Here is a 17,059-nt window from a genome sequence, read left to right as displayed (position 1 = left end):
TTGTTCAGCCCTTCTTGGCCGCGTCGTTCACGGACTTGATGATCCCGGCGACGTCGCCCTTGCCGGCGAGCAGGTTCACCACGCCGACGTTCAGCGCGTTACCCACGTTCTGGCCGTACACGGTGTCGAGCCACTGCGAGACGTACGGCGCCTTGTTGTAGGCGTCGAGCACGGCCTTGAGGTAGTCCTCGGTGACCGCTCCCTGCGCCTCCTTGTTCATGGGCAGCGAGTTGAACGCCTTGTAGTAGCCCTCCTGCACGGGCTTGGTGACGATGTAGTTGAGGAAGTCGGCGCATTCCTTGGGCGCCTTCGCCGAGCAGGAGAAGCCGTCGGCGCCGCCCATGATCGCGGCCGGGTCGCCCTGGCCGCCGGGGACCGCCGGGAATGGGAAGAAGCCCAGGTCGGGGAGGGGCTTGGTGTCCTTCGTCAGGCCGGCGATCACGCCCGGGTCCCACGAGCCCATCAGCTCCATGCTGGCCTTGTAGTTGGCCACCAGGCCGGCCGAGCTGCCCGCGCCCTGCTGCGCCGAGGTGGTCAGGAAGCCCTGGTTGAACGGCTTGGTGTCGGCGAAGGCCTTGAGGTCCTCGCCGGCCTTCGTCCAGCACGGGTTGCTGAAGTCCTTGTCCTTGGCCGCCGCGTCGAGCGCGCCCTTGTCGCAGGAGCGCAGGGCGAAGAAGTAGTACCAGTGAGCGGCCGGCCAGGCGTCCTTGGCGCCGAGCGCGATCGGCGTGCCCTTGGCCTTGAGCTTGGTTACCGCGGCGCTGAGTTCCTCGATCGTGGTCGGCGGTGCGGTGACGCCGGCCTTCTCGAACAGGTTCTTGCTGTACCAGAAACCGCCGGGAAGGATCGAGACCGGTACGGAGTACGACTTGCCGTCGACCTGCCCGGTGCCCAGAGCGGCGTCACCGATCGCCGCCTTCGTCTCGGCGGTGATGTCGCCGGTGATGTCCTTGAGCTGACCCGCCTCGACCATCGCGGCCATCTTGCCGCCGCCGCGCTGCAGGAAGATGTCGGGCGCGGACCCGGAGTTCAGCGAGGTCTGCAGCTTGCCGTCGAGATCCTCGTTCTGGACCGACTGAATTTTGATCTTGACGTTGGGGTGGGCGGTCTGGAAGTCGGCCACCGTCTTGTCCCAGAACGCCTTGCCGGGACCGGTCGTGGAGTTGTGCCAGAACTGCATCGTGACGTTGCCCCCGGAGTCGGAGCCACCGTCGTCGCCACCACTGCAGGCGGTCAGGCCCATCGCCCCCAGCACCAGTGCGGAAGCCACAGCAAAAAGTTTCTTAGGCGCCACGAAGATCACCTCTCGGAACCGAAAGTTTCGGAGTGTTTCCGGAATGTGTCGCTCAAGCTATGAAGTGACCAATGTGCATGTCAAGATATTCATCACCATGAGGTGGAAAGAGTTCGGCGGCCTCCACCGCGATCGAGGTCGTTCGTGGGTCGACTGAAACGTTCGCAAGCGATCGGAAGTTGCAGCTCGGTGCCGGGAGGCTCGCAATGACGAAGGCCCAGCTTGGTCACCGGTTCGGCGATGCCGTGGTCCGCCTGCTCGACCCGCACGGCCGGCCGCTGGCCGACCACGACGTCGTCGTCGAGCAACGCGCCCACGCCTTCTCGTTCGGCAATATCGGCTTCGACTTCGTCGCCTTGGCGAACGGCGAGACCGTCCCGCAAGCGAACGGCGAGACCGTCCCGCAAGCGAACGGCGAGACCGTCCCGCAAGCGAACGGCGAGACCGAGGCGGCCGCACGGCTCGCCGATCTGTGGTTCGACGTTTTCAACACGGCGACGCTGCCGTTCTACTGGGCCGGCTTCGAACCGCGGCGCGGCCGGCCCGACACGGCGCGGCTGCACCGCGCCGCTCAGTGGTTCACCGATCACGGCTCCCGCGTGAAGGGGCACCCGCTGGTCTGGCACACGCTGACGCCCGACTGGCTGCGGGACCTGCCGGCCGGCGAGGTCGAGGCGGCGGTCCGCGCGCGCATCCGGCGCGAGGTGGCCGGCTTCGCCGACGTGATCGGGGCCTGGGACGCCATCAACGAAGCCGTGATCATGCCGGTGTTCAGCAACGAGCCGCACCGCAACGCGATCACCCGGCTGGCCGGCGAGCGGGGCCGGGTCGCGATGGTCCGCCTCGCCTTCGAGGAGGCGCGCGCGACCGACCCGCGCGCGACACTGCTGCTCAACGATTTCGACATGTCCGAGGCGTACGAGTCTCTGATCGAGGCTGTTCTCGAGGCCGGGATCGAGGTCGACGCGCTCGGTCTGCAGAGCCACATGCACCAGGGCTACTGGGGCGAGGAGAGGACGCTGGCAGTCCTCGAGCGGTTCGCGCGTTTCGGTCTCCCCATCCATATGTCCGAGACCACGCTGGTCTCCGGCGACCTGATGCCACCGCACATCGAGGACCTCAACGACTACCAGCTCCCGTCCTGGCCGACCACGCCCGATGGTGAGCAGCGGCAGGCCGACGAGATCGTCCGGCACTACCGGACACTGCTCGCGCACCCCGCGGTCGAGGCGGTCACCTACTGGGGACTGACGGACGACGGCGCATGGCTCGGCGCTCCCTGCGGGCTTGTGCGCACCGACGGCACACCCAAGCCCGCGTACGAAGCCTTGCGAGATCTGGTCAAGGGCGAGTGGTGGCTGCCGCCGACGAGGCTGCGGACGGATGGCGCCGGGCGCGTCGAGGTCCGTGGCTTCCTCGGCGACTACGAGTTGCGGTGGGCCGGCCACACCGCGCCGTTCGTCCTCGATGCGCCCGAGGCGGAGATCACCGTGACTCAGTCCGCACGGTAGAGCGCCCGGTCGAAGTCGGCGTAGCCGCCTTCGCCACCCAGGTCCTGCACCCAGAGCCCGAGGAAGGCGCCGGTGAAGCCCCACGCCTCCGGTTCACCGGGGACGATCGTGGCGGCGTACTCGTCCGACAGGGTGGTCGCGTCGAAGACCCGGCCGATGTCGTGCCAGAACGGTTCCTCGTCGGGGCCGGTGCTGTAGCCGAAGGTCAGCGCCGGGCCGTCCAGCCGGGTACGCAGACCCACGCGCCGGACGTCGCCGAGGGGCACCCGCAGACCGGGTGGCACCATGACGCGCCCGCTGTCGCAGCACAGCACGTCGAGAACCGCCGCACCCTCGTCGTCGGCCGTCACGTGCAGGTAGTACCAGTTGCGGGAGTTGTAGTAGGCGGTGACTCCCGCGAGCTGCCGCGAGTTGCGCGGTTCGAACTCGCACGTCGCCTCGAAGGTGCAGTGCCGGGCCGTGACCCGGCGGGCCACCAGGCTCGGCCGGTGCAGACCCATCGGCGACTGGCCGCCGCGGATCCGCAGGTGCGAGGGGTGGGCGGACAGGTCGGCCCAGTCCGGGGTGGACGGGCGGCGCAGCGTGGACCAGTTGGCGCCGAGCTCCGGGCCGTCGAAGTGGTCGACCTCGAACTGCTCGGACGACCGTGGGCCGGGCTCGTGCGGGGCACCGGCGGGGGCCGGGAAATGTTCGGCCGGCACGCCGTCGCGGATGTGGGGCCATTCGCCGGGCGGCCAGGCGACCTCCTGCAGCGCTGTCTCGCGCCCCAGCACGCACCGGCCGGACGGGGTGTAGGGTCGGGCCACCAGGTGCGCCAGGTACCACTCGCCGGCTGGGGTCTGCACGAGGCTGCCGTGGCCGGCCTTCTGCAGGGCCAGCTCGGGGCGCCCGGCCGAGGTCAGCAGCGGGCCGCCGGGACTGACCTCGTAGTCGCCGAGCAGGCTGCGGGACCGTGCGACCGTGACCTGGTGTTCCCAGCTCGTGCCACCTTCCGCGGTGACCAGGTAGTACCAACCGTCCTTGCGATAGACGTTGGGCGCCTCGGTCAGCCCGGCGTCGGTGCCCTCGAAGATCAGGTGCACCGGGCCGGTCAGGCGGCGCTCCCGGTGGTCGTACTGCTGGATCTCGATGCCCGCGAAGCGGTTGCGGCCGGGTCGCCAGTCGGCCCGCATCGACAGCATCCAGGTGACGCCGTCCTCGTCGTGGAACAGCGACGCGTCGAACCCGCGGCCGTGCAGCACCACCGGGTCCGACCACGGTCCGTCGATGCTCGGCGCCGTGACCAGGTAATTCTGCGGGTCCCAGTAGCCGCCGGCGAAGGTCGACACGTCTGTGTAGAGAAGATGGAACAGCCCGTGGGCGTACGTCAGATTGGGTGCCCAGATGCCGCAGGAGTCCGCGGTCCCGGCGAGGTCGAGCAGCCGCCGCTCGGTCAGCACCCCGCCGCGCGGTTGCCAGCTGACGAGATCGGTCGAGTGGTGCACCCGCACACCGGGGTACCACTCGAACGTCGACGTGGCGATGTAGTAGTCGGAACCGACCCGCAGGATCGACGGATCCGGGTGGAACCCCGGCAGTACCGGGTTCCGGACCAGCCGTCGATCGGTCCCGTCCTCGCCGACGGTCGAGTCAGCGGACTTCGCAATTGTCATGGAGAACCTTCCGCTGAGGATGGCGCGGCGGCTCTCGCCGCCGCGCCAGGAGGATCAGCTCTGATTGCAGGTGACTGTCGGCCAGGTCCAGTTGCCGTTGGCCATGATGGTCACCCCGAAGTTGTTGCCGTTGCCGTTCGGCCGCGCGGTGACGGTGCCGGTGGTCCCGCTGACCGACGCGTTCCAGCTGTTCTGGATGCTCTGGCCGCCGTTCAGGTTGAGCCCGACGGTCCAGTTGCTCGCGTTCTGCACCGAGACGTTGAGGTTGAACCGGTCGCCGAACTGCTGACCGGCCGAGAGCACGGCGGTGCAGTTGCTGCCGCCGGGCGGCGGGGTGGTCGGGTTGCCGGGGTTGCCGCCGCTGCCCTCGCGAACCGTGATGTCGGAGCTGCCCTGGCTCTGGTAGCCCTCGGTCGCCATGATCTGGTACGCGTGGTTGGAGCCGAGGTTCAGGCCGGCCCGGGCCCACGCGTCGAAGTGGTTGGCGATCGTGATCGTGCCGGAGCTGCGCTTCGACTGCCGCACGCTCCAGAACTGGTAGAACGTGGCGGTGCCGTCGATCGACGGCTGGTTCACCCGCTGGCTGCGCAGGATGTCGTACGTGCCGCCGTCGGTGGTGACCGTACCCATGCGGGTGGCGCCGCTGCTCGGGTTGTAGCTGCCGAAGTTCTCGACGATGTAGTACTCGATGAGCGGGTTGCGCGTCCACCCGTACAGGGCGAGATAGGTGTTGTTGTTGCCCGGGTTGTAGCTGCCCGAGTAGGTGACCGTCCGCCGGCTGCCGGTGGCCCAGCCCTTGCCGCCGACCCAGTTGTTGGTGCTGCGGTCCCAGCTGCTGGAGTACCGGCCGTCGGCGCGCAGCGTCATGCTCGCGTTGCCGCTGTCCTTCCAGAACGAGAAGTAGTAGCCGTTGTGGGTGCCGGTGGTGTTCGAGCTGACGGTCCGGTCCGCCTCGGCGTGCGCGGTGCCGGCCACCGTGACGCCGGCGACGGTCATCACCAGTGCGCAGGCGGCGCCGAAGAGCACGCGGGTGCGGCCACGTCTGTGGCGCTTCGGGTGGGCGAGTTCTGCGGTCATGTGACTGCGTCCTCCTTGGGGAAGGGGCTGCCGGGGAACAGCCCCACGGGCACGGCATAGCCATCTCGGGGGACAGGCCGGTGCGGTAGCGCCACCGGTGTCGTCCGCTGTGGCGGGGGCGACGGCATCGAGGTCCGTCATTGCGAGATGGTGGCCCGCCGGATGAGCGCTTGTCAACAAGTTACGGAAACCTTACGGAAATACCGAACTCGATCTTCGATACGTCGACGAGCATAAGACGCCAGGTGAAGGCGGATTTCGACAACGCTGTTCGGCGCGCGTGGGGTGGAAATATGGCCCGTTCGAATGCTGGTGGCTTCAGGAAATCCGAAACTTACGAACGGGTGGCACGGTCCTGATCGCGGGCATGGCGAAGCGGTGCGGGGACCGGGGACGTCACCGCACCGCCGCGCCGCGAGGGTGTCAGTTCAGGCTGAAGCGCTGGTTCGCCTGGCCGTGGCAGTCGTAGAGCTGGACCTGCTGGCCGTTGCCGGTGCCCCACACATCGAGGCATCGCCCGGACTGGACGCCCGAGATGGTCCCGTTGGAGTTGACGTTCCACTGCTGGTTGGCCTGACCGTTGCAGGCGTAGATCTGCACAGCCGCGCCGTTGCCCGAGCCGGCCGCGTCCAGGCACCGGGTGCCGTACACGGTCAGTTGTTTGCTCGAGGTGAGCGTCCAGGCCTGGTTGGACTGGCCGTTGCAGTCGTAGAGCTGGACCCGGGTGCCGTTGGTCTGCGACGAACTCGGCACGTCGACGCAGCGGTTGGACTGGGCGCCGACGATCCGGCCCGATCCGCTTGGTGGCGGCGACTGGGAACCACCGTCGCTCGGCGGCGGCGAGGTCGGGGTGCCGGCGTTCAGAGCGTTGAGGACCGAGGTGTACGCGGCCTTCTTGTTGCCGTTGCCGTCGAACAGCAAGGGACTCTCGTTGGACCGCCACGAGTCGCTGTCCCGCACGCCCCAGACGGTGATGCCGATGCAGCGGGGCACGTTCATGCAGGCCTGGGTCAGCCCGGCGTACTGAGAGGTGGACGAGTTGGTGACGTCGACCTCGGTGAGCGCGACGTCCACGCCGAGAGCCGCGAAGCTCGACAGCGTGGTCTGGAAGTTGCCGGGCAGCGAGCTGCCGCCGGTGAAGTGGGTCTGCAGGCCCACGCAGTCGATCGGCACGCCACGGGACTTGAAGTCCCGGATCATGTTGTAGACGCCCTGCGTCTTGCCGTAGGACCAGTTCTCGATGTTGTAGTCGTTGTAGCAGAGCTTGGTCGACGGGTCGGCGGCGCGCGCGGTGCGGAAGGCCACCTCGATCCAGTCGTTGCCGGTGCCCTGAAGGTTGGAGCTGCGCCGGCTGCCGTCCTCGTTGAACGCCTCGTTGACGACGTCCCACGCGGCGAGCTTGCCCTTGTAGTGGTTCATCACGCCGTTGATGTGGTCGATCATCGCCTGGCGCAGGTTGCTGCCGTTGAGGCTCTGCATCCAGCCGGGCTGCTGGGCGTGCCAGGCGAGGGTGTGGCCGCGGACCTTGAGGCCGCGCTGGGTCGCCCAGTTGTAGATCTGGTCGCCCGAGCTGAAGTTGAACTGGCCCCGGTTCGGCTGGGTGGCGTCCGGCTTCATCTCGTTCTCGGCCGTGATCATGTCGAACTCGCGGGCAGCGATGGTGCTGTAGGTCGAGTTGCTGAGCCGGCTCGCGGCGATCGCCGTGCCGAAGTACCGGCCCGTCTGCTGGGCGGCGGCGCCCAGCGTGCTGGCCGCGGCGTTGGCCTCCGGTATCACCATCACCACGCCCGCCGCCGCGGCGACGGCGGCGACGACGCCGCCGATCAACAGTTGGATCCGTGCCGGTCGGCCTCCACCTGAGCCGGTGGGGTGGACAGGGGGACTGGCTGCCACGAGGACTCCCTTCTCGGTCGCCGGGTCCGGGCCGCCGAACGTCACAACGAGGTGAGCCGTTGCGAGCGAATCGGCACCGCCAAGATCGGAGAACGATGAGCTTCAATGTTGGGTCATGCTGACACGGGTAACACCGTGGAAACAACAGTTTCCGGAAGTCTGCCGGAAGTTGCCGCCGTTGCGAGGGGCGGCCAGTGAACTTCCAGCCCGCCATCTAGCTGGTGCTTTGTAGATCATGCAGGCGTATGTTCGGCTGGGAGCGCGCACATGGGGCCGGTGCGTGGAGAGTCGGCCGGGCGGAAGACTCGAAACTTCCGAGACGAATCTCGTGACGCGACCCGCCCGCCGGATGTGCTGCGCTCGCGGTGCCGATGGGCGTCCGACCCGGCTCGGCGGCGACGAGTTCGTGGGGCTGCGCGGCGGGCGCACCCAACTCTCGCCCATCGCGGATAAATGCCGGCGGAATCGGCACTGAAAATTCGTTACGGATTGGTCTTGGCCGCGGAGAACGGCTCAATCCAGTGAAGTTCTTGAATGCATGGGAGCGCTCCCGTAATCTGCCTGCAATATCTGGCAACGCTCTCCGGTGATGAGCCGGAGAGTGCTGCGCCGACCAAGTCAGGAGTCACGTGATGGCGAAAAAAGGATGGGCCGTGATCTCCATTGCCGGACTGATGCTCGCGGTCGCCGTCACAGCGACCACCGCGGGGGTGACGGCCTCGGCCGCCGAGGTCTCGGCCGGCGGCTTCTCGGCTCAGGCCGCGACCAGCGGATGCGGCAAGACCCCGACCCTGCGCAACGGCACCTACACGATCCAGAGCGGTGGCCGGTCCCGGACCTACATCCTGCGGCTCCCGGCCGATTACCAGCCGAACCTGAAGTACCGCCTCTTCGTCGGGCTGCACTGGCTCAACGGCTCGGCGCAGAACGTCGCCGACGGTGGGGGAAGCGCCGGCTCGGCCTGGGCCTTCTACGGCCAGCAGCGGGCGTCGAACAACGGCGCGATCTTCATCGCTCCGCAAGGTCTCGACGCCGGCTGGGCGAACACCGGCGGCCGTGACGTGGCCCTGGTCGACGACATCCTGCGGGTGGTGGAGAACGACCTCTGTGTCGACACCACCCAGCGTTTCGCCCTGGGCTGGAGCTACGGCGGCTCGATGAGTTACGCGCTCGCCTGTGCCCGGCCCACGGTCTTCCGAGCGGTCGTCGCCTATTCGGGCGCGCAGTTGAGCGGCTGCGCCGGCGGTGACCAGCCGGTCGCCTACTTCGGCATCCACGGCACCCGCGACAGCGTGCTGGGCGTCAGCCTCGGACGCCAGATCCGGGACACCTTCGTCCGGGTCAACGGGTGCACCGCCCAGAGCCCGCCCGAGCCGTCCAACGGCAGTCTGCGGCACATCACCACGGCGTACTCGGGATGCCGGGCCGGATACCCGGTCCAGTGGGCCGCTTTCGACGGCGACCACACCCCGGAGCCGGTCGACGGCGGCAGCAACGACACCTCTCGCACCTGGACCACGGCCGAGGTCTGGCGCTTCCTCACCCAGTTCGGACCGGCCACCGCCCCCGCCGACAACTCGACGAGCCCGCCGCCGAGCAACCCGCCGTCGAGCAGTCCGCCGCCCAGCAGCCCGTCCGCCTCGCCGTGCCGGGTGTCCAGCGCGGTCAACGCCTGGAACAACGGACTGACCGCCAACCTCACCGTCACCAACACCGGTGCCACCACGGTCAACGGCTGGTCGCTCGAGTTCAGGCTCGTCTCTGGACAGTCCATCGTCTCCGGCTGGAACGCCACCTATTCTCCGGCCTCCGGTCAGGTCACGGCGCGAAACATGTCGTACAACGGCGTCATCGCCCCGGGAGCGTCGGTCGGCATCGGATTCCAGGCCCAGCACGGCGGCGACGCCGCGCCGCCGGCCGCGTTCGCCCTGAACGGTGTCGCATGCGCCGCCGCGTGACGCGACCTCCAGTCATCCGCCTCCGCTCACGAAGGAGTGGCTGCTTGAACGGGTATCGAGGACGACGTCTGGCCGGAAGAGCCGCCGTCGTCGCGCTGCTGATCGCCCTGGCGTCGGTCTTCACGGGCGGCACGGTGGCTTCGGCCGGCGCGCGCGCCGCTTCCGCGACGTCGAGCGTCGCCACCGGCTACGCGTACTCCTGTGCCATCCGTACCGACGCAACTCTCTGGTGCTGGGGCGGCAACTCCAGTGGCCAGCTCGGTGACGGCACCACCGCGAGCCGCAGTACGCCGGCCCGGGTCGGAAGCGAGGCCGGATGGGCGACCATCGACGCCGGCACGAGCCACACCTGCGCGGTACGGACCAACGGGACGTTGTGGTGCTGGGGCAGCAACACGCGGGGTCAGCTCGGCGACGGCAGCACGGCTCGGCGTGGCGTGCCGACGCAGGTCGGCGACGCGACGACGTGGGCCCAGGTCAGCGCGGGTGACAGCCACACCTGCGCGGTCCGTACGGACGGAACGCTGTGGTGCTGGGGGCTCAACCGGCACGGACAGCTCGGCGACGGCGCCGTCGTCTACTCAGCCAGCAGCCCGCTGCGGGTCGGTGCGGCCGGCGACTGGGCGAGTGTCACCACCGGCGCGGCTCACACCTGCGCCACCCGCACCAGCGGCACCCTGTGGTGCTGGGGCGACAGCTCGGCCGGGCAGCTCGGTCTGGGCATCCTCAGCTATCGGACCACCCCGGGGCAGGTCGGCACGGCGACGTGGACCGGCGTGACGGCCGGGCACACCTTCACCTGCGGGGTCCCTACCGGCGGCACCCTGTGGTGCTGGGGTGAGAACGGGTACGGGCAACTGGGCGTCAGCGGTTCGTACCAGGCCTCCCCGGTCCAGGTCGGCAGCCTGTCCACCTGGACGAGCGTCAACGCCGGCTTCGACACGGCGTGCGCCAACCGCACCGACGGCAGCCTGTGGTGCTGGGGCAACAACCGGGCCGGTCAACTGGCCGACGGCACGACAACCCACCGGTACGCTCCGGTGCGGATCGGTGACGCGGTGGACTGGACGGCCGACTCCGCCGTGGCGTACCACGTCTGCGCCTACCGCACCGGCAACGCTCTGTGGTGCTGGGGGAACAACGCGAGCGCGCAACTGGGCGACGGCACCACCACGGACCGTCCGGCACCGCAGCAAGTGATCTTCGCGGGCTGACGCGTTGATCAGCTCACCGAGGAGGTTGGCGAGCCCGTGTTCGCGGTAGTGTGATCCGCGGGCACGGGCTGCCACGACCGGTGCTTCCCACGTTGGAGAGGCACGGCTATGCCCGGCACACCGGAATCCACCACGTACCTCATCGTCGACGGGGAGAACATCGACGCCACCCTCGGCAACAGTGTTCTCGACCGCCGGCCCGCCCCGGCGGAACGCCCGCGGTGGGAGCGCCTGCGCGAGTTCGCGCAGACGACGTGGCAGCAACCGGTGAAGGGCCTGTTCTTCCTCAACGCCTCGGGCGGCGTCCTGCCGATGCCCTTCGTACGGGCCCTGCTGAGCATGGGTTACCGGCCGATCCCGCTCGCCGGCTCGCCCGATCAGAAGGTCGTCGACATCGGCATCCAGCGAACCCTCGAGGCGATCGCCCAGCGCACCGGCAACGTGCTGCTGGCCAGCCACGACGGCGACTTCCTGCCGCAGATCGAACAGCTCCTCGAAGGCGATCGCGAGGTCGGCGTCGTCGGGTTCAAGGAGTTCCTCAACGCGGGCTTCGCCGAGCTGCCGGGCCTGCAGATCTTCGACATCGAGGAGGACGCCGGCTGTTTCACCAGCGTCCTTCCCCGCGTACGCATCATCGAGCTCGACAGCTTCGACCCCGAGCGCTTCCTTTAGGCCGCGCCGATGCCCGAGTTGCCGGAGGTCGAGTCGGCCCGCGCGGTCATCGAGCGGGCGGGGCTCGGGCGCGAGATCGTCGGCGTGGACGACTCCGACACGTACGTCTGCCGTCCCTATCTTCCGGGCCAGATCCGCGACGCCCTTGTCGGGCGGACGTTGGTGGCGGCGCATCGCCGGGGCAAGAGCATGTGGTGCGACACCGGCGAGGGCGGCCCTGAGCTGGGCATCCACCTCGGCATGTCCGGCAAGATCGTGATTGCCGCCCCGGACGGCTCCGAGATCGACGGCGGCGACTACTGGGAGGGCCGCCGCGTGCACGGCGACTACCGGTGGTCGCGTTTCGCGCTGACCTTCGCCGACGGCGGCCGCCTCATGCTGGTCGACCCCCGGCGTCTGGGCCGCGTACGCCTCGACCCGCCGATCGCGTCGCTCGGCCCCGACGCGGCGACCGTGACGCCGGCGCAGTTCCGGGCGGCGCTGGCCCGCGGCACGGCCCCGGTCAAGGCGCGGCTGCTCGACCAGGAGGCGATCGCCGGGATCGGGAACCTGCTGGCCGATCAGATCCTGTGGGCGGCGCGCGTCAACCCGGGTCGTCCGGTCGACGAGCTGAGCGCCGACGACGTCGACCGCCTGCTGCGGGCCATGCGCCGGGCGGTGGGTTCGGCGCTCAAGCAGGGCGGGGTGCACACGCTGGGGCTCATTCCGTACCGGTTCGCGGGCGCTCACTGCCCCCGCGACGGCGCGCCGATGGCGAAGAGCACGGTCGGCGGGCGTACGAGCTGGTGGTGCAGCGTGGAACAGGCCTTCTAGTCAAACGATTGGTCAAACGGCGGCGCGGTCCGATGACGTACGAGTCCTGGAAGAACCCGGGACCGTGAAGTCAGGAGCAGGTCATGCCCGTTTTCATGGACGTGCACAACGTCGAGGGTGGCGTGTCGGCGAGCGACGTCGCCGCCGCGCACGAGGCCGATCTGGCCACCCAGGGCCCGCATGAGGTCAACTATCTGAAGTACTGGGTCGACGAGGAGGCCGGGAAGATCTTCTGCCTGGTCGAGGCGCCCGACGCGGAAGCCGCGAACACCGTGCACCGCGAGGCGCACGGCCTGGTCGCCGACGAGATCTACCCGATCAGCGCCCAGGGCTGATCTTCGCTGGGAGGGAGAGCCGGGATGGGACTTGCGGTGCACCTTCTCGGTTCTCCGTGGGTCGACCGGTCCGACGGGGTCGCCTACCAGGTGCGCAGCCGCAAAAGCTGGGCCCTGCTGGCCCGCCTGATCCTGAGCGAGCAGCCCCTGACCCGCAGCCGGCTCGCCGGCCTCCTGTACGCCGAGGCCGACGACCCGCTGCGGGCCCTGCGCTGGGGGCTGGCCGAGATCCGCCGCTGCCTGGGGGTGGAGGTCGACGGCGATCCGGTGCGGCTGCGCCTTCCACCCGGCACAGTCGTCGACGTCGAGGTGCTCCGGCACGGGTCGTGGGCCGCGGCCGTCGCGCTGCCGGGCCTGGGCGCCGAGCTGCTCGACGGCATCGCGGTGCGGGGCGCGCCCGTCTTCGAGTCGTGGCTGCTCTCCGAGCGGAGCCGGATCGCCGCCGCGGCCGAGGCGATCCTGCACGAGGCGGCGCTGGGACGGCTGGCCGCCGGCGACCTGCCGGCCGCGCGCGGTCTCGCGGTGCGGGCGGCGGGCATGAACCCGCTCGACGAGAACCACCAGGCCCTGGTGATCCGGCTCTACCGGCTGGCCGGCGACGATCGGGCCGCCGAGCGGCAGTACGCGGCGGTCACCTCGCTGTTCGCGCGGGAGCTGGGCGTCGCGCCGGGCATCGCGGTCGAGACGGCGAGACGTGAACGCCAGATCGTCGCCGACGACGCCTCGCTGGAGGCGATCGTCGAGTCGGGCGCGGCGGCGGTGGCGGCCGGCTCGGTCGAGGCGGGGGTGCGGTCGTTGCGTACGGCGGTCGCGCTGGCCGATCGCGCGGAGTCGGACCGGTGGCGGCTCACGGCCCGGCTCCGGCTGGCCGAGGCGCTGATCCACTCGCTGCGCGGCCTGGACGAGGAGGGCCTGGCCACCCTGCACGAGGCCGACCGGATCGCGCTGGCCGTGGGCGACCGGGCCGCGGCGGCGCGGGCCCGGGCCGAGATCGGGTACGTCGACTTCCTGCGCGCCCGCTACGACCGGGCCGAACGGTGGCTGACCGACGCCCTCGCGGTCGCCGACGGCTCACCGGCGATCACGGCACGGGTGACCACCTATCTCGGCTCGGTGGCGAGCGACCGGGCCGCGTACCCGCAAGCGGTGAAGCTGCTGGAAGAAGCCATCGGGCTGACGGTCGACGCGCGGACCCGGGCGTACGCCCTGTCGATGCTCGGCCGGGTGCATCTGCTGACCGGGGAGCTCGAGGCGGCCGCCGCGCGACTCGACGAGTCGATCCGGGTGGCCGAGCAGGACCACTGGCTGGCGTTCGTGCCGTGGCCGCAGGCGTTGCGCGGGGAGACCCACCTGGCCCTGGGCGACCCCGCGGCGGCGGCCGGCATCCTCCGGCAGGCGTTCGCCCGGGCGTGCCAGCTCGGCGACCCCTGCTGGGAGGGGATCGCGGCCCGGTCGCTCGCGCTGGTCGCCGACGCCGCCGGCGACACCGGCCGGGCCTTCGACCTGCTCGCCGACGCGCGCACCCGCTCGAACCGCTTGGCCGACCCGTACGTCTGGCTCGACGCGCACATCCTCGACGCCCAGTGCGACCTCGGCCGGCGGCACGGCCACCCCGACGTGACGCTGTGGGCCGACACCCTGCTCCGGCTGGCGTCGCGCACCGGGATGCGCGAGATGACCGTCCGCGCGCTGCGCCACAGCGGCGACCCCGCCTCAGCCGCTCTTCTGGCCGACGAGATCGAGAACCCGCTTCTGGCCTGATTCACCAGGGCGCTTCGCGACCCACGACGAGGGCGTTGAGATCTTGCTTTCGGGGATTCAGGCAATCCAGAGGCCGAGGGCGCGGGCAGCGGAGGTAACTGTTGATTCCCGGGTCGGCGTCATGCTTGGTGAAATAGACCCGCGCCTCTCTTTCGGGAAGATTTGCCGCCATGAGGTAGAGCCTCGACCCGACGTAGGCCGATATGTCCTTGGGTTGACGGAAGATGTGCTTCGCTCGATATCCGCTGATTATCGGCTCACCGGAAGCGATTTCTTGCGCGTTTTCGTCGTAGACGATCAGCAGGATTTTCTCACCGTTCGAGCCGGCCGCCACTTCGATGGATCTCAGGTAGGGCCGGGTGACGCGGAATTCGGTCATCGCCCAACCGCCCGGGCCGAGCCGGACCGTGGTGTTCTCGAGGCTGCTCGACATGATCTCGTGCATGTAGACGTCGGCCGCGGGGTCCGGCGCGGTCGGCGCCGGCGAGGCGGGGGTGTCGGCCGGTTTGACCGAGACAGCGGTCAGGAAGACCGCAATGGACAGCACCGCCGACCCGGCGGCACCACGAATCTGCTGCCATCGGCGGCGCCGGTGCGGCTGAAATTTTCGCCACACCAAAAAGGCCAGAGACGCAGCGAGCGCCGCCAGCACGGCGGCGCCCATTGTCCACACTTTGGCCGGCTCGTCCTGCACCTGAATGAAACCACCGGCGATGCCTAAGACGGTGGCGGCGACCGTCAGAGTAACGCCCGTCGTAGCGGTTTTTCCAGGCTCCGCGTCGCCCTTTTCAGTTGAGCGATCGTCCGCCATTCTTCGACGATACCCGGGCGCCGCCAACGGATCTTCTACGAGAAACCGTTGGCGGCGGCCGGTCAACGCCTCGCGAGCGGATCCGGGTTCGGGTTCGGGTTGTAGTCGAGGTCGTCACTGTCCACGACGAACATGCACCAATCGAGGACGGCGCTCTTGTCGTCGATGGACGGGTCCGCGGCGCGCTCGTCCTCGACGATATCCGCGATCATGAAGCCGAGACCGTTGTTGTTCCAGTCACGGTCGGTGTCGTCCTGGTCGTCCGAGCCGCTCTCGTGCCGGGTCAGGAACTCGGTCGCCGTGCCCGGGCCGTGTCGCAACTTCAAGATCGCGGACCAGAGGCAGTGCTGAAGACCGTTCTGCTCCTCGCCGTTCGTGCAGGGGTCGGGCGTCTCACAACCGACGGCGTTGCGGTTCGCCCACAGACCCTCGACGGCATAGACCTCGACGCACAGCTTGCTGCGAGACGGCCAGGCAGTGCACCACGCCTCCTCGGCCGGATTCAGGAACGACGAATCGGGGAAGCTGTCCGCCTGGGCGGGGCCCGCCGGTGCGGCGACAGCCAGAATGCTCCCGGTCAGGAGAGCGGCTGCCACGGCGACCGTGCGCCGCAAAATGTTGACCTTCATCCAGTTCTCCGCTTCGTGGTCGTCGGTCGGCCGGGGATGCTGCGGAAATCATCGACGCCCGCCTGCCCGTACGGCGGGTTTCGCATTATCAAGCCGATCTGCAAACTCCTGACCTGCGGTGACAGCCGATTCCTGAAAGTCGGGCGGCCTCACGCCGCGGCGGCGACGAGACCGGACATGGACCAGCCGGCCGTGGTGAACGGCCCCTCGGCGTTCTCGAGACAGACGTCCTCCGCGTACGGCACCGACCGGTCCGGACCGGCCCTGCCGTTCACGTAGAAACCGATGACCGCCGACGTCGACAGGTTCACCACGCGCAGCACGTAGACCTCTCCGGTCTCGACGGCGACGGGGGAGTCGAAGGTCGCCACGACGTCCCGGTTGACGTTGGCCGGAGTGACCGCGGTCTCCTGGCGGGCGATCACGGTGGCCGGCTTCGACGGGCGCACCGCGATGATCTCGAACCGCACCGGGTGGTCCCGGGTGACATCGGTGCGGTTGCCGTCCAGGCCGATGATCGAGGCGACCGCGCCGATGCGGGGTGCGGACGCGACAAAGGGCTGAAGCACGGCGCCACCGGCGAGAATCGGGACGTCGCGGGACCCGTCTCCGCTCGGGAGTTTGTAGACGAAGGCTCCGGCCGGGGTCACCCTGTCCGGCGCCGGGACGGCGCGAACCGGCCACGTGCAGGAACCCACCGTGATGCCACGATCCGGCCGGGGCCACAGCAGAACTCCGGCCCCGACCGACACCACCACCGCGAGGGCCACCGCCGCGGCGATCCATACTGCGGGCCCGCGGCCGCTGAAGATCGCTGAGGCGGCGTCGTCGGGAATCGCCGGCGTGCCGCCGGGAACCTGCCCGGCGTCGGGACTTGCCGGCGTGCCGCCGGGAACCTGCCCGGCGTCGGGAATTGCTGAGGCCGCGGTGTCGATCGGACCGGCGAGGACTGCGGGAGTGGCCGGCGAGGGGCGCCCGTCCGCTTTCCACGCGTCGTAGGCGTCTTTGGCCAGCACGTATTGCTGGATGACGGCGTCGACGTCGCCGCCGCACACGCGCGTCCATCGGCGTACGGCGTCCTCGGTCGGAAATTCGGTGCCGTTACGCCACCGGGTGATGTTGGCCGGGTTGAGCCGTTCTCCGCCCTCGCGGTGAATGAGCGTCACCATCCGCGGAAAGCTGAACCTGCCCTCGGCCAGCCGTTCCAATCCCAGCAGCAGAAGTCGTACGGCCTCGGGCAGTTGATCGCTGACCGGATTGCGCCGCTTGGACGGTCGTGGCGGCCGGCCAGGCGCGGCTTTGCCCGACCCGTCCCGCGCTTCGGGCGGCGATTTGTCCGAGTCGTCCCGCGCCTCAGGCGGTGGTTTGTCCGACCCGTTCCGCGCCTCGGGCGGTGGTTTGTCCGACCCGTTCCGCGCCTCGAAGGAACTCGCCATCGC

14 protein-coding genes are annotated in these 17,059 nt (G+C 69.4%); 7 read left to right on the top strand and 7 right to left on the bottom strand.

The annotated features are described in order from the left end of the window. Positions 1 to 4: 4 nt before the first annotated feature. Positions 5 to 1,270, bottom strand: coding sequence for an ABC transporter substrate-binding protein (locus tag EER30_RS29930; protein ID WP_240670386.1), 1,266 nt, complete (start codon positions 1,268 to 1,270; stop codon positions 5 to 7). Positions 1,271 to 1,500: 230 nt separating this feature from the next. Between EER30_RS29930 and EER30_RS29925 the strand changes: the two genes are divergently transcribed. Further along, positions 1,501 to 2,805 (top strand): endo-1,4-beta-xylanase, encoded by a 1,305-nt coding sequence (locus EER30_RS29925; RefSeq protein WP_127503977.1) that lies wholly within the window; start codon positions 1,501 to 1,503, stop codon positions 2,803 to 2,805. On the opposite strand, the gene EER30_RS29920 is transcribed toward EER30_RS29925, so the two are convergent. From EER30_RS29920 to EER30_RS29910, 3 genes are all read right to left on the bottom strand, one after another. Continuing rightward, positions 2,790 to 4,457 carry a glycoside hydrolase family 43 protein gene (locus EER30_RS29920; protein WP_127503976.1) on the bottom strand — a complete coding sequence of 556 codons (1,668 nt, stop codon included), beginning with the start codon at positions 4,455 to 4,457 and terminating at the stop codon, positions 2,790 to 2,792. The genes EER30_RS29925 and EER30_RS29920 overlap by 16 nt on opposite strands. A gap of 54 nt (positions 4,458 to 4,511) precedes the next feature. Then, positions 4,512 to 5,534: a glycoside hydrolase family 11 protein gene (locus EER30_RS29915; RefSeq protein WP_127503975.1), complete on the bottom strand. Its 1,023-nt coding sequence runs from the start codon at positions 5,532 to 5,534 to the stop codon at positions 4,512 to 4,514. Positions 5,535 to 5,957: 423 nt separating this feature from the next. Beyond that, positions 5,958 to 7,361, bottom strand: a complete 1,404-nt coding sequence (locus EER30_RS29910; protein WP_432417577.1) for an endo-1,4-beta-xylanase — start codon at positions 7,359 to 7,361, stop codon at positions 5,958 to 5,960. Positions 7,362 to 8,080: 719 nt separating this feature from the next. Between EER30_RS29910 and EER30_RS29905 the strand changes: the two genes are divergently transcribed. The 6 genes from EER30_RS29905 (at position 8,081) to EER30_RS29880 (ending at position 14,180) form a co-directional block, all read left to right on the top strand. Then, complete coding sequence (locus EER30_RS29905; RefSeq protein ID WP_349290894.1) at positions 8,081 to 9,385, top strand: CE1 family esterase; 1,305 nt, start codon at positions 8,081 to 8,083, stop codon at positions 9,383 to 9,385. Between the two features lie 44 nt (positions 9,386 to 9,429). After that, positions 9,430 to 10,599 (top strand): RCC1 domain-containing protein, encoded by a 1,170-nt coding sequence (locus EER30_RS29900; protein ID WP_240670385.1) that lies wholly within the window; start codon positions 9,430 to 9,432, stop codon positions 10,597 to 10,599. 108 nt (positions 10,600 to 10,707) lie between these two features. Next, positions 10,708 to 11,271, top strand: coding sequence for an NYN domain-containing protein (locus EER30_RS29895; protein WP_127503972.1), 564 nt, complete (start codon positions 10,708 to 10,710; stop codon positions 11,269 to 11,271). Positions 11,272 to 11,280: 9 nt separating this feature from the next. After that, on the top strand, positions 11,281 to 12,084 hold the full coding sequence (locus EER30_RS29890) for an Fpg/Nei family DNA glycosylase (RefSeq protein WP_127503971.1): 804 nt from the start codon (positions 11,281 to 11,283) through the stop codon (positions 12,082 to 12,084). A gap of 83 nt (positions 12,085 to 12,167) precedes the next feature. Continuing rightward, positions 12,168 to 12,419, top strand: a complete 252-nt coding sequence (locus EER30_RS29885) for a DUF4242 domain-containing protein (RefSeq protein ID WP_127503970.1) — start codon at positions 12,168 to 12,170, stop codon at positions 12,417 to 12,419. 24 nt (positions 12,420 to 12,443) lie between these two features. Beyond that, positions 12,444 to 14,180, top strand: coding sequence for an AfsR/SARP family transcriptional regulator (locus EER30_RS29880; RefSeq protein ID WP_127503969.1), 1,737 nt, complete (start codon positions 12,444 to 12,446; stop codon positions 14,178 to 14,180). 1 nt (position 14,181) lies between these two features. Here EER30_RS29880 and EER30_RS29875 read toward each other — a convergent pair whose 3' ends face one another. From EER30_RS29875 to EER30_RS29865, 3 genes are all read right to left on the bottom strand, one after another. Continuing rightward, on the bottom strand, positions 14,182 to 14,991 hold the full coding sequence (locus EER30_RS29875) for a hypothetical protein (protein ID WP_127503968.1): 810 nt from the start codon (positions 14,989 to 14,991) through the stop codon (positions 14,182 to 14,184). A 62-nt stretch (positions 14,992 to 15,053) separates the two neighbouring features. Next, positions 15,054 to 15,620, bottom strand: a complete 567-nt coding sequence (locus tag EER30_RS29870) for a hypothetical protein (protein ID WP_127503967.1) — start codon at positions 15,618 to 15,620, stop codon at positions 15,054 to 15,056. 149 nt (positions 15,621 to 15,769) lie between these two features. Continuing rightward, on the bottom strand, positions 15,770 to 17,056 hold the full coding sequence (locus tag EER30_RS29865) for a hypothetical protein (RefSeq protein WP_127503966.1): 1,287 nt from the start codon (positions 17,054 to 17,056) through the stop codon (positions 15,770 to 15,772). Between the last annotated feature and the right edge of the window lie 3 nt (positions 17,057 to 17,059).

This window comes from Actinoplanes solisilvae (assembly GCF_003999975.1).
Taxonomy (GTDB): domain Bacteria; phylum Actinomycetota; class Actinomycetes; order Mycobacteriales; family Micromonosporaceae; genus Actinoplanes; species Actinoplanes solisilvae.
The sequence above is the reverse complement of the archived record's forward strand: the minus strand, read 5'-3'. Positions and strand labels throughout refer to the sequence as shown.